This is a genomic window from Vibrio floridensis (genome assembly GCF_021852965.1).
In the GTDB taxonomy this organism is placed as follows: domain Bacteria; phylum Pseudomonadota; class Gammaproteobacteria; order Enterobacterales; family Vibrionaceae; genus Vibrio; species Vibrio floridensis.
The window spans coordinates 1-13,484 of record NZ_JAKGCY010000005.1 but is presented as its reverse complement, the minus strand read 5'-3'; the positions used below and the strand labels follow the sequence as shown (position 1 = coordinate 13,484).

The following is a 13,484-nucleotide window of genomic DNA, read 5'->3' as shown; positions in this document are numbered from 1 at the left end:
AAATAAACATGTCAGATTGGCAAGACCACCTCAGTCGAAGCGAGCTCGAACTCGCCAAAGAAGCGCTGATTAAAGAAATTAAATTGGCGCCCAAAAACGCCACTATTCGCAGCAAGTTTATTGAACTGCTATGCATCATGGGCGAGTTTGAGCGCGCGGATGAACAGTTAATGCAGTCCATTAAGTTGTTTCCTGAGTATTTGCCCGGCGCAAGCCAAATTCGTCATCTGGTTAAAGCTGCTCAAGCAAGAAAGGACTTTTTTGCAGGCGCCGCATCAGCGCAATTCATAGAGGGTACCGAAAAACTGGGTGAAACGATTGTTCAGTTCATTTTGGCGCAAAAAGAGAACAACCATGAGGAACTGATCTCGGTGTGTGAGCGTGCAGAGCAATCCCGTCAAGCACTCCAATTTGAAATTAATGGTGTGCGCTATGATGATGTGAGAGATCTCGATGATCGATTGGGGGGCTTCATTGAGCTCTTTTCTTCCGCAGGTAACTATTTCTTAGTTCCGATGGACCATATCCATTACTTGGAACTTAAACCCGCCACCAACATGTTGGAAACACTATGGCGACCATGCGAGTTCGATATTCAAGGACTTGGCGAAGGTGAAGCTCATTTCCCAATGACGTACGTAGATTCCGAAAGTGGCAACCAAAAACTGGGCAGAGAAACGGACTGGAAAAATGTTCTAGGTACGGATCACTGCATCGGTCAAGGGCAAAAGATGTGGTTAGTTGGTGACAATGCGCTTGCTTTGAGCCAATTAGAACGAGTCGCCTTGGCTGTGGAAACCACGATTGAATGAGTGAAACAGGTCTAGTCCCATCCCTCATGGATAAATTGACGGACAGTGATCCTCTGAGCAGCATTGATAGAGACTTTCCATTAACGCGACATGCGTTGATGGATTCACTCAGACGAGATCTTGAATCATTACTGAACAGCCGTATCAACTGGATGACGTTGTCAGATGAGCTACGTGAAATACAGACGTCTATCTTGCGATATGGTTTGCCAGATTTCTCATCAATGCCATTTAGCAGCGCGGATGGGCAACAGGTTCTGTGCCAACGAGTGAAAGAAACCATTCAACAGTATGAACCTAGGCTCAACTATGTGTCGGTCGCCATTGCAGAAGACAAAAATCCGTTAGATCGAATTTTAAAACTCAGAATCAAGGCGACCTGCATGATTGATAATAACGAGCAGGAGTTGGTTATGGATTCGGAAGTTGAGCCCGTCAGTCTAGGGATAAAACTGAGTAGAGCGAAATGAGTGAAGATTTTCTGAAATACTACAATCGAGAACTCGCGTATTTGCGTCATAAAGGCCATGAATTTGGGGAACAATACCCTAAGATTGCCGCTCGATTGCGAATGAATGATGAAGTCGTTGAAGACCCTCATGTATCAAGGCTTCTCGAAGGGTGTGCTTTTCTCTCTGCTCGTATACGACAAAGCTTGGATAACGCGTTTCCACAGCTAACCGAAGCGTTAATTGGGCAGCTATTTCCCGATTTTCACGCCCCCATTCCGTCAATGTCGATTGTGCAGTTGAAAGGAACGACTTCGTCGTCGTCGGCGTTTACGGTGGCCAAAGGAGAACGTGTCACGATCACGGCACCGGGATACCAAGAGTGTGACTTCAAAACATGCTGTGCCACACAAGTTCATCCTTTTGATGTCACTGACGCCCAGTTTGAAAATGCCCCTTTTAGTGGTACAGAATGTCGTATGGAGCTCGCTGCCAAGTCAGTGCTCAAACTCGAAATTCAATCGAACAATGCTGAGTTGAGCCTATCCACTCTGGATGATTCATGCCTGCGATTCTATCTGAGTGGTCAACGACAAGCGGCTCTGCAGCTTTATCAACAAATTTTTCAATCCTGCATTGGCCTAAGCTTGGTACAAGGAGGTCGATGCAAAAAAGAGCTCACGCCACGTCACATACGTTCATTGGGCTTCGACGACCAAATACAGGCGGTTCCATACAGTAAGCGTAGCTTTTCTGGCACGCGTCTATTGATCGAGTACTTGCACTTCCCCGAAAAATTTCTGTTTTTTGAGCTGACAGACTTAGATCTCTCAGTCCTCGCTAGCGAACAAGGGAAAGCAGAAATCTGGCTCTATTTTGCAGAAGGCAACGACTGGTTGGAGAAACAAGTCTCTGTCGAAAATATCGCCTTGGGAGCGGTTCCGGTTGTCAATCTTTATCAAGCGAAAATGAAGCCAATGAGGGTGCAAGCCTCTGAATATGAATATCAACTGCATCCAGAGCACTGCGATCCAGAGTCGAGTGAAGTGGTCAGTATTGATGACGTCACTTTAAGAAACTGGAATAAGGTCTTCGAAAACTTGCCCCCTTACTATGCGGGGACGCATACCCACTATCAAACGCAATATGATCTGTTCTGGTTAATGCGTAGAGAAGATAGAAACTGGGCTGGTGGTTTTGATGAACCCGGGCGGGAAGTGTTCGTATCACTGGTTGATCGTAAGCACCAGTTGTTTGCCCCCGATGCGAAAGAAAGTTGGTTGATGTCGATCGACACGTGGTGTTGTAATCGTAATCTCCCCGCCAAAATTCCGTTTGGTGGAGGGCTTCCTCTGGTCACATTGCCCGAGAGTCAGGACAATTTTAGTCGAGTTCGTTGCTTGACCACGCCAACCGAAACCATTCGCGCCGAAATGGATGAGACGACTCGATGGCAGTTTGCAAAACTGATTACATTGGATCATTTCTGCAATCAACAAGGAGCGGAAACGCTTAAGCAAATCTTAAACTTGCTGGCTTTTAGAGGTTCGCCAGAAACCAAAGCATTGATCGATTCAATTAAAGGTATGTCGACAAAGATGACGACTGGTCGTGTGGTACAAAATGGTCGGGTCGGCTTTTGCCACGGCAGCGAAATCACCTTAACGATTTCCGATCAGATTTTGTCTCGAGAACAGATCTTTTTGTTAGGAAACGTGCTATCGAGTTACTTCTCACAATTCGCTGAAGTCAACACGTTCACACGGCTACTGATTAAGCTCTCCTCCACTGGGGCGTTATTCCATACATGGCCATCGATGGCGGGAGAGAGAGAGCTGTTATGAAAAGTGAAGATTTTCTCGCTGAGATTGAATCGCTACCTCTCTTTACCGCGATACATTTGATCGAGACTCATTTACTGCAGGCAGATAGTCATCTGGGTTCTGATGCGTTACCAAAGAATGAAAAAATCCAGCTCACAGTCTCGCAACGTTTAGGTTATGAGGCGCGAGAGCTGATAAATGTCGCGTCAAATAGCCAGAGCAATAAATTAACCTTACAAACCAACATTCTCGGTTTAACCGGTGAGCAGGGGGTACTGCCGAGTCATTACAGCGAGCTGGTTATGCAAAGGGCGCGTGAAAATGACACGGCTATGAAGGATTTCTTCGACATTTTTAACCACAGACTGCTCTCTCTCTACTACCGGTGTTGGCAGTCATACCAATTGCCTGCACAACTGCGAACCCAAGATAAGAAATCAGCGGCGTCGCCCATTCAGACCGTCCTCTCCTCTCTGACTGGCAACCAGGACGATGAAGCGATTTTCTTTGGCGGTATGTTTACGTCAAAGCGTCGAAGCCGTGCATACATCAAAAGCGTCATTGAGTTTTATACCGGATGTGATGTGCGTTTGCATGAGTTCAAAGGTCGCTGGTTTGACATTAGTGAAGCAGAGCAAACTCGCCTTTGCAGCCGTGATAGGCCGGAAGGGCAGCACGCACAACTGGGATTGGGGGCCATGCTTGGTAAGCAAAGCTGGAACATGAGTTCTGGATTTGATGTCGAGTTGATTGCAAAGGACCCTGATTCATTGGCGGCGTTGCTCCACACCGAACGATTGGGTGAGACCAAGCATTTGATGTGCCGAATGTTGGGGACGAGTAAGCGTATTCGTTGGACTTTAACCGCTCGTAGAGCACAACTTCCTAGCGCTAACTTAGCAAAAGGAAGAGGTCGATTAGGCAAAGGCAGTATCTTAATGCCGAGCCTATCGAACGCAAATAAACAAATAACGATAACAATTTAAAAAGGATTTAAGAATGGCATCTCTTTCACTATCCGCGTTAGTTGACAAGTTAACCCCTGAAGCGAAAAGAGCATTAGAGCAAGCCGCTGCTTTGGCGAGCTCAAGAACCCACCACAGTATTGAAATGACACATTGGCTGCTTACGCTAGTGCAAAGTGCTGGGCCTGATGAAATCGAACTGTATCGTTCGTTTAAGGTTGATCTGAACCAACTGCAGACAGATTTCACTTTGCAATTAGAGAAGTACAAAACGGGCTGCCAAACTGTGCCGGGGTTGTCATCCCATACGGTCACCATACTACAGAATGCATGGATGACAGCGACGATTGCGTTTGAAGCAGAAAAAATTGCTGCTGTTCATTTGCTTCATGCCTTCCTCTCTGACGACACGCTGTTTGCCCTATCTTCGACAGTAAGCAAAGAGTTAAGCAAAATTCAGCCTAGCGCGTTAATCGAATACGCTCAGACTCATGTTGAACTGGCTAATCAAACTCCCAACCACAGAGCTTCTACACAAGCGTTGGATCAATTTACGATAGATCTGACAGAGCAAGCAGAGCTGGGGCAAATTGATCCGGTGATTGGTCGCGATGATGAAATTCGGCTGATGACGGATATTCTTCTGCGACGCCGTCAAAATAACCCTATCCTGACGGGTGAGGCGGGGGTAGGTAAAACCGCCGTTGTCGAAGGACTTGCGCTAAAAATCGCTCAAGGGGATGTACCTCCCGCGCTTAAAGCAGTGAGAATTAAATCGCTTGATTTGGCGCTACTCCAGGCCGGTGCTGGTATGAAGGGCGAGTTTGAAAATCGATTGAAGAACGTGGTCAAAGAAGTCAAAGAGTCTGCGGTACCTATCGTACTGTTTATCGATGAAGCGCATGGATTGATTGGTGGAGGGGCGCAGGCTGGTCAAGGTGATGCTGCGAACATACTTAAGCCCGCCTTAGCCAGGGGGGAGCTACGCACGATCGCCGCAACCACATGGGCTGAATACAAAAAATATGTAGAGAAAGACGCGGCTCTGACCCGTCGTTTTCAAGTGGTTAAAATAGAGGAACCTTCACCTGAATTGGCGATAGAGATGCTGCGTGGCCTCGTTCCTGTCATGGAAAAACATCATGGCGTCCACATTACTACCGAGGCACTCAAGGCTGCCGTCTTTCTTTCTTCTCGCTACATTAGCGGCCGTCAGTTGCCAGACAAGGCGGTATCGGTTTTAGATACCGCGTGCTCTCGTGTTGCTTTGAGTCAAAACTCGATACCAGGGCTGCTTGATCAGAAATACAAAAAACGCCAAATGATAGAAGCTCAACAACTTCAGCTGACCAATGAACTTGCATTTGGTCATTCTCATCAAACAGCTCTTGACGAACTTGAGAGCAAGTTGTCGCTCCTTCAAAATGAAATTCACCAACTAGAGACAACGTGGCGAGATGAAGAAGGCGCAGTCAAGCAGGCCAAAGCGCTCCGTGATTCCATTTTGGCAGAACCATCTGCAGAGAAAGCCAATCAGCTGCAATCCATTGAACAGCAGTTATCGTCTAACCCGATGCCTTTGGTGTTTTCGCATGTTAACGAAGCCCTAATCGCTGAAATTATTGCAGGCTGGACAGGCATACCATTAGGCAAACTAAAAAGCGATGAAATAAAAGCGATTCTAGACTTACAGCAACATCTGCAAGAGCGAGTGGTCGGCCAAGATCACGCGTTGAGTAAAATGGCGGAAGTGATCAAAACCGCGAGAGCACAGCTCAATGAAGAATCAAAACCTAACGGTATCTTTTTCTTGGTAGGCCCAAGTGGTGTCGGTAAAACGGAATCTGCGTTGGCCATTGCTGAGCAAGTGTATGGTAGTGAAGAAAACATCACCGTCATTAACATGTCTGAATTTAAAGAAGAGCATAAAGTCTCGTTACTGCTGGGCTCTCCTCCGGGCTACGTTGGGTATGGCGAAGGTGGTGTGCTAACGGAAGCCGTAAGAAGAAAACCTTACAGCGTCATATTGCTTGATGAAATGGAGAAAGCCCATCCGGGTGTACAGGATATTTTCTATCAAGTGTTTGATAAGGGCATGATTAAAGACGGTGAAGGGCGAGACATCGATTTCAAAAACACCATCATTATCATGACTTCCAACTCTGGGACGGAAACAACAATGGAGTTATTCCAAGATCCAGAGCTTGCTCCGGATCCGGAGGCACTCAAAGAAGCGCTACGAGATGATTTATTACAGGATTTCAAGCCCGCTTTTTTAGGTCGAGTGACTGTCATTCCTTATATCCCTTTGCACCGTGATGTATTGGAGAAAATCACCGCGCTGAAACTCTCCAAAATTCAGAAGAGGATAAAAACAAACTATAAAGCAGAAGCGGTGATCAACGATCGCTTAATTAATAGTATTGTTGACAGCTGCAATGAAACGGGCAGTGGCGCGCGTGCTCTTCAAAATGTGATTGAAAATAAGGTGCTGCCTAAAATATCTGAATCCGTATTAAATGCCATTCTTAATGATATAAGAATTAATAAAATTGAGATAGAAGGTGAAGTTGATGACTTGTCTATCTCAATCGTCTAATACTTTTTTATGATTTTTAGTTAATTGAGAATTGCATCTAACATGTTTAACAGATGTTCGTTATTCACTACAAAATAGCGAGCATCTCAGTTATAAAAGTGTGTATTTAATTTTACCTATTTAATACATTTATTATTAATTCTAAAGTTCTTATTCTATTAAGAAAATCTGACTCTTTTTTTGAGTTTTATTAATCAAATGCTATAGGAGACTAGCATGCAGTCAAATACCTACCTGAAATATGCAGATATTAAAGGTGAAGCTACCGCAGAACAGTACAAGGATATGATTACTCTTCTTTCAGTTGATTGGAGTGTAGGTCGTGAAATTTCTTCTTATACTGGTACCGCAATGGATCGTGAAGCAAGCTCTACTCGTCTTTACGATATGACCATTACCAAACTTCAAGACAAAGCATCCCCAGATCTGTTCAAAGAAGCCACGATTGGTAAGGGTAAACCCGCTGTATTCCATATCACTAAGCAGGGTGAAAAAATCGAAGAAATCATGAAAATTCAACTAACGGATGCCATGATTTCTAACTATGCAGTGTCAATTCAAGACGACCGTCCAATTGAAACAATCACCATTTCTTACACAGAGATGATGATGACGGTGACGCCTACTGATGACAAAAACAACACATCTGCTCCGTTGGTATACGGTTACAGCGGTGTTAAAGGTCAACAAATGTAAATCATTTGGAGGGTTCGAAAGTGCCCTCCTTATTTGTTTATAAAGAAGTTTGTAATGAAAAAAGCGACTCAAGATAATAAATTTATAAATATTTCCACGCCTTATGGGAAAGATGCGATTATTCTCAATTCTTTTGAATATAGAGAAGAAATGTCAGAGCTATTTTCATTGCGAGTTTATGCTTATTTTAATGGTCAAAAAGGCGAATTGAATCAAATCGTGGGTCAGCCAGTTATTATCAAAATGGATAATAATAGCCAAGTCATGTTGGAACCGAGATACTTCCATGGGTTTGTTGCAAAGGCAACACTAGCAGGAAGCCGAGTGACCAAATTTGAAGATGGTGAAAACTACAAAAACATTGAGCTTGTTGTTGTGCCAAAATTGAATTTTGCGGACTACAAAATCAACAGCCGAATCTTTCAAAATAAAGATATAAAAGAAATCATTTCATTAATTCTTGGTGAGCATGGCGTCGACTTTTCTTTTTCTCTGACCAAAAGCTATGCCAAGTATAACTACAAAGTTCAGTACGAAGAATCGGATCTACAGTTTGTTAAAAGACTCTTATCTGAGGAAGGACTGTCGTTCTGTTTCAGCCATACTAAATCTTCACATGTGATCGAGATATTTGATGATGCCAGCTATTACAAGCCAGGTGCTGAATTTTTAATTGATTTCAATTCAGGTACCGCAGAGTTGGGTCATATCTCTTCGTGGCATGAAGCTCAATCGATGGTGATCACGCGCAGTCACAAAAGTGGCTATGATATGAAAAAGCCAGCTTCACATCCCAACAATACGGCAAAAGGGAGCGAATCCTTATTTACCGTTCCGAGCAGCGAGCATTATGAATATCTGGGTGAAGCGGAGTCGGGTGATCAGTACAAAACGAGAAATACCCACACGATCGAATCATTACAGCAAAACGCATACGTTTGTTCTGGAGAGTCGAGTTGCCGCTCCTTTGCTGTCGGCAGAAGTTTCAAATTTGGCAAGCATGAAGACCCTAGCCGAATCGGCAAAGAGTTCGTGCTCTCATCGATTGTTATCAACGCTGCTGTTTTCAACCAAGTAGGTCATGGTGGCCCTTCAAATCAAGGTGTTAGGAGTTATTTTACCTGCATTGAGTCAGGGAAAGTGCATCGTCCGGCGGTGAACTTTGTGAAGCCAGTTATTCGTGGAATCCAAACTGCGGTTGTGACAGGTAATAAGCAAGGTGAAATCTACGTCGATAAATATGGGCGGATAAAAGTTCAATTTCACTGGGATCGTGAAGGTAAGTTTGATACGACGAGCTCGTGCTGGATACGTGTCGCACAACAAATTGCAGGGAATGGCTGGGGAAGCTCATTTCTGCCAAGAGTAGGGCAAGAGGTCATCGTTGAATTTATCAATGGGGATCCGGATCAGCCAGTGGTGACAGGGTCGCTTTACAATGGGACTCAAGCGCCACCTTTTTCGTTGCCAGAGAAGAAAACCCAAAGTGGTTACCGTAGCCAGTCTGTAGAAAAAGGGGCGAGTAACTTCAACGAATTACGCTTTGAAGACAAACCGGGTGAGGAACATGTCTATCTTCATGCGGAAAAGAACTTCCAAATGGTCGTCGAAGATTCCGCTGATGTCCTAGTTGAAAATAATAAGACCCAGAAAATTACCAACAACCTAACGGAGGAGGTTGGACAAAACGTCTCTGGGAAGATTGGGAAAAACTATTCACTCGATATTGGCGAAGTCCTTTCTCTGACCGCAGGCAAAAGCATTGAAATTAAAGTGGGCGGTGCTTCGATTCAGATGTCGAGTTCGGGGGAGATCAATATTAAAGGCAACAAAATAGCCATTAATGGTGCCTCGATTGCCTTAAAAGCTGGCCAGATTTCACTGAACTAGGAAGAACACATGGGTAAACCTGCATCTGTCATTGGTTGTTTTCACGTCTGTCCGAAAAAGACAGGGAAGATTCCCCATGTTGGAGGCCCTGTCGTCACGGGCTCGCCGAATGTGAAAATAGGAGGTATACCTGCCGCGAGAGAAGGAGACAAGCTGATATGCGTTGGTCCTCCCGACAGTATTTCAAGCGGTTCATCGTCAGTAAAAATTAACGGCAAGCCAGCCGCTCGGATGGGTGATAGCACTTCTCACGGTGGCAAAATATTGGTTGGTGTACCTACCGTGTTGATTGGAGATTAGATGGCGCTCGAACTTAATCCACACGCTGTTTATGTTGGTTCTCACAATCTGGCGACTCAAGATAATTTAGGAACGATTGAGCCACCTCAATGGTGCGACGATCTGTTTTATTCTGGAAATAGCTATAAAACAATCGCACATCAATCAGCGTCTCTATTGGTTCGTTTGGAGGAGCTGATTGCGCATTATTCAGTAGACATTTCTAGGATCCCGACACAAGCGACGATTTTCTTCTTGCTGCCTGAACTAGCGACACAAGATGAGGTACTGAAGCTGGTGAAGAAACTCAACGAGGTACTGGGTGACACGCCTAGCGGTCAGCGTTCTATATTTTGTTACCCCTATGGGAATGCCTCGTTTTTGGTTGCCTTCGAGCGTGTCATGCATTGTCTTGAGCGCCATGAGTGCTGGGTGTTGTCTGTGGATACTTCGTCTCTATTTTGTGTAGGCAGTGAATATCAACTTTTTGAAGACATAAAAACTGACTCATTACTCTTGGTGCATATTGCACGCTCTACATACGGTCTAGAACCATCGAAAGTTCAGTTTGACCGTTATTCCAGCCACTATGAAAGTGGCATTCCCAGAGTGATGGCGTCGTTGTCTCAAATGTGTCAAAGAGAATTAACGGAACTCATGTTACCTCTAGACGGTGCTGATATGCCTATTTGGCATTCCCAACTACACCGTTTTTCGCCTTGGGTAACAGAAAACACAGGCTATTTGTTCTCCAGCACATTGGTGGGGCAACTCGGTGCTGGAACCGGGTTATATAAGGCGCTTCATGCCTATCAAAAACAGTTGCAAGATCCACAGAAACCCTTTCATGTCTTACAGATTGATGCTGAAGAGCAGGGGTTAGCTGTGGGTATTTTGTATCGTTGGAGCAGTCGTTCGGAAGATAAGTAAATGAATGGACAACGGATAGTCAAAATCTCTGCCTACGATGGATCGTTACACTATTTCTCAGACCAGCCAATCGCTGAAGGGAAGACACTGCACTTCTCGACAGAATTGGTTGCTCAACAGTTTGTCGAAAAATTTAAGCTTGCTTCGTTAGAAGACATCGCCGAGGTAAGCGGTTGGTTGGGAGATAATATACCCCAAAGTCCCTTTCGCGATGAAAAAGTCTTCGAAGATTACGTTGCGTCACTGAGTGCGGCACTGGCAGCAAGAAGGCTGCATGTCGTTCAGTTTGAAAGCGTGACGCCAGCATCATTAAAACCAACGATTTTAACGCCACCACCTCAAAACCAAGAGTCAAAACCCGCGTCAGATGGGAAAACAGAGAGCCAAACCAGTGATGATAAAACTTGCGACGAAGCGCAAGCCGAAAGCAGTAAACATCATGAAAAAGCCGGCGACCCGGTTTCTATGGTGACGGGTGAAGAAATCCTAACACTGTGTGACTTAACACTTCACTATCGATTGAGTTTTTCTCGCACCTATCGTTCCTCGTTTTGTCCTTTAGACACTGGCTTAGGGCATGGTTGGCGACATTGTTTCGACTATCAAATCCACGAAGTACACTCTGAAAAAGGAAAGCTAACGGGTTGGCATTTTTGCGATGAGATGGGCGACGTCATTGCGTTTCCTGTCGTGAACCAAGGTGCGGTGAGTTACCAAACTTACGTAGGAGCAAGTTGCTTCCATCACGAAAATGGTTATTTGCTGGTCACGTTAGCGAATGGTACCCAGTACAAGTTTGAACGGAAGAATGACACTTGGTTAATTAAACAAATCAGAACGACAGCCATTGATTTAATTGATCTGGATTATTCCTCAAAACAGCGTTTGGTCGGCATTCGCTACAACAAACAGCATTGTGCAGAGCTTCAATATGATCGAAGAGGCCATCTGGTTGAAGTCCGGCTCCCCGATTCCGGGAAGGTGTTGGCGAGCTATCAATATGACGCGCAAGACAATTTAACGGCGGCAACCAATCAGCATGGTCAAACAGAAAGCTACTTCTACTCAGAGAGTCATTTGCTCAAAAGAAGGCAGCGTCAGTCGGGATTTAGTCACTATTTTGAGTGGTCAGCAGAAGGCCCGGAAGCCAAATGTCTTCGTAATTATGGCGATGACGGCACTTACGATTATCAATTTCACTACCAAGATGAAACGTCAAGTTATCGCAACACCTTGGGGCATCAATGGTCATTTGAACACAATGTTCATGGCAAACTAAGTTCAAAACGCAGCCCAGAAGGGCGTGAGTGGCGCTGGGAATACGATGACAACGGACGACTCGTGCGCGCAATACAACCCAGCGGTGAGACGGTGTGCTACCAATACAATGCGTATGGTCAGAAAACAAAAGCGCGTCATTCCAGTGGAGCCACAACAGGTTATCAATACAACGCACTAGGTCAGCAAACGGCGATTCGTTATCCAAACGGCTCATTAGAGCAACGCCAGTACAATATATTAGGTTTACTGACGGCTTTGAGCGATTCAAGCGGTAAGCGGACGGATTGTCGTTATGACAAGTTTGGCCGTCTGATCGAACGTAAAGCATCGGATGGTGAAAGCCATCAATGGTGGTGGAATGATGCCCATCAGATGATCGCTCATCAAGCCAATCAAACATTGCTACGTTACAGTTACAACCAAGAACATAGGCTCGATGGCATTGCATTTCCCAACGGAATGGTGACCGCATTTGAGCATGATACCTATGGCCATCTGACCAAAACCTTTACCTACAGTGAAGAGGATGACTTACAGCATGAAGTGCGTTACCGGTACGACGAATGCGGCCGAGTAACACACCTTATTACCCCAGCAGGAACGAGTACGATTGAGTGGGGCTTGCTGGCACAGCCGAATGCAATCATCCGCCCTGATGGTGGAGAGCTTGCTTTTCGTTATGATGGAGAAAGGAACCTCGTTGGAATTTTTCGCAGCGATGCATGTGATTTTCTGTTTACGCTGTCGCCAGACGACTATGTCACTGAAACGCAGAATTTTGATGGTGTCACTACTCAGTATCACTATGATTTAGCCGGAAGACTCTCCCGTTTAGAAAGTTGTGAACGTCAAGTTGTCTTTTCCTATGATGCTGAAGGCAATCTTTGTCTGGTCAAGGCGGGGGCGACGCATGGCGTGTCAGAAAACCGATACCAGTTTAGTCACAGGTCGCAACTGCGTTTGGCAACCAACCAAGCGTGCACAATTCAGTACCAATACTCGTCTGGTGGTCAGCTATCTCAGCAAATTCAGGGGCAGCACAGGATTGGTTATCACCATAACGCATCAGGGCAACTTAGCCAGTTGCTTCTAGCAGATGGCAGTCAAGTGAACTATGCGTATACCGTGTACGGTCAATTAGCGGCTATTTCAATGGGTGAGAAGCCGCCTTGTGTGCATTTTGACTATGACTCTATGGGGCGAATCTGCTCGGTTTACTTTGGACAAGAGCAAGAACAGAAACGGTTTGATGGTATTGGCCGACTGTCTCAACAACAGTGGAACAACCGAAGCAGGAAATACCATTATGATACCGCTCACCAGCTCGCCATTATTATCGACAGTGTACAGGGTGCATCACATTATCAATACGACAGCCTAGGTCAGCTCACTCGCGCCAAAACCGCGCATCAGGAAGAAACCTACCGATTCGACAGTTTTGGCAATCCAAGTGAAGCGGATTGTCTGCTAATGGGTGACAGATTGGTGGAACACAACGGTTGGCGCTTCCAGTATGACGCTCATGGCAATCAGATTTGTGCAGAGGGCGAGGGGAGCGCGCAGCATCGATGCTTCAACGCACTCAATCAGCTCGTACAAGTCGACAGTGATGGGGTACTTTCTCATTTTGAATACGATGCGCTGGGGCGTCGTAGTCGCAAAGTGACAGAAAGTGGCACCACAGAGTTTATCTGGCAGGGGAGCCAGTTAATTGGTGAGTATCACAACGGAAAGTACCGTTGGTATTTTTATTTGCCCAA

General features: G+C 45.4%; 10 protein-coding genes. All 10 read left to right on the top strand.

Annotated elements, in window-relative coordinates:
- Window positions 1-8 precede the first annotated feature (8 nt).
- Entirely contained in the window at window positions 9-812 is an 804-nt protein-coding gene (locus LZU85_RS09950) for a type VI secretion system accessory protein TagJ (protein WP_040110846.1), read from the top strand.
- Window positions 809-1,282 carry a type VI secretion system baseplate subunit TssE gene (tssE, locus tag LZU85_RS09945; RefSeq protein ID WP_011081387.1) on the top strand — a complete coding sequence of 158 codons (474 nt, stop codon included), beginning with the start codon at window positions 809-811 and terminating at the stop codon, window positions 1,280-1,282. Before LZU85_RS09950 ends, tssE begins: the two co-directional genes overlap by 4 nt.
- Window positions 1,279-3,105 (top strand): type VI secretion system baseplate subunit TssF, encoded by a 1,827-nt coding sequence (tssF, locus tag LZU85_RS09940; protein ID WP_015728013.1) that lies wholly within the window; start codon window positions 1,279-1,281, stop codon window positions 3,103-3,105. Before tssE ends, tssF begins: the two co-directional genes overlap by 4 nt.
- Window positions 3,102-4,070, top strand: a complete 969-nt coding sequence (gene tssG / locus LZU85_RS09935; RefSeq protein ID WP_237286985.1) for a type VI secretion system baseplate subunit TssG — start codon at window positions 3,102-3,104, stop codon at window positions 4,068-4,070. Before tssF ends, tssG begins: the two co-directional genes overlap by 4 nt.
- A 13-nt stretch (window positions 4,071-4,083) precedes the next feature.
- Window positions 4,084-6,648 carry a type VI secretion system ATPase TssH gene (gene tssH, locus LZU85_RS09930; RefSeq protein ID WP_237286984.1) on the top strand — a complete coding sequence of 855 codons (2,565 nt, stop codon included), beginning with the start codon at window positions 4,084-4,086 and terminating at the stop codon, window positions 6,646-6,648.
- A gap of 216 nt (window positions 6,649-6,864) precedes the next feature.
- The gene (locus LZU85_RS09925; protein ID WP_011081383.1) at window positions 6,865-7,344 is read left to right on the top strand and encodes an Hcp family type VI secretion system effector; all 480 of its coding nucleotides are present in this window, start codon (window positions 6,865-6,867) and stop codon (window positions 7,342-7,344) included.
- 54 nt (window positions 7,345-7,398) lie between these two features.
- Window positions 7,399-9,234, top strand: a complete 1,836-nt coding sequence (locus LZU85_RS09920) for a type VI secretion system Vgr family protein (protein WP_237286983.1) — start codon at window positions 7,399-7,401, stop codon at window positions 9,232-9,234.
- Between the two features lie 9 nt (window positions 9,235-9,243).
- Complete coding sequence (locus LZU85_RS09915; protein WP_011081381.1) at window positions 9,244-9,534, top strand: PAAR domain-containing protein; 291 nt, start codon at window positions 9,244-9,246, stop codon at window positions 9,532-9,534.
- On the top strand, window positions 9,535-10,443 hold the full coding sequence (locus LZU85_RS09910; protein ID WP_237286982.1) for an NAD/NADP transhydrogenase subunit beta: 909 nt from the start codon (window positions 9,535-9,537) through the stop codon (window positions 10,441-10,443). It begins immediately after the preceding gene.
- A partial coding sequence (locus LZU85_RS09905) for a DUF6531 domain-containing protein (protein WP_237286981.1) occupies window positions 10,444-13,484 on the top strand: 3,041 nt, incomplete at its 3' end.

Coding starts and splice junctions, on each gene's coding strand:
- LZU85_RS09950 (WP_040110846.1), top strand. CDS start 9: ATGTCAGATTGGCAAGACCACCTCAGTCGAAGCGAGCTCGAACTCGCC.
- tssE (WP_011081387.1), top strand. CDS start 809: ATGAGTGAAACAGGTCTAGTCCCATCCCTCATGGATAAATTGACGGAC.
- tssF (WP_015728013.1), top strand. CDS start 1,279: ATGAGTGAAGATTTTCTGAAATACTACAATCGAGAACTCGCGTATTTG.
- tssG (WP_237286985.1), top strand. CDS start 3,102: ATGAAAAGTGAAGATTTTCTCGCTGAGATTGAATCGCTACCTCTCTTT.
- tssH (WP_237286984.1), top strand. CDS start 4,084: ATGGCATCTCTTTCACTATCCGCGTTAGTTGACAAGTTAACCCCTGAA.
- LZU85_RS09925 (WP_011081383.1), top strand. CDS start 6,865: ATGCAGTCAAATACCTACCTGAAATATGCAGATATTAAAGGTGAAGCT.
- LZU85_RS09920 (WP_237286983.1), top strand. CDS start 7,399: ATGAAAAAAGCGACTCAAGATAATAAATTTATAAATATTTCCACGCCT.
- LZU85_RS09915 (WP_011081381.1), top strand. CDS start 9,244: ATGGGTAAACCTGCATCTGTCATTGGTTGTTTTCACGTCTGTCCGAAA.
- LZU85_RS09910 (WP_237286982.1), top strand. CDS start 9,535: ATGGCGCTCGAACTTAATCCACACGCTGTTTATGTTGGTTCTCACAAT.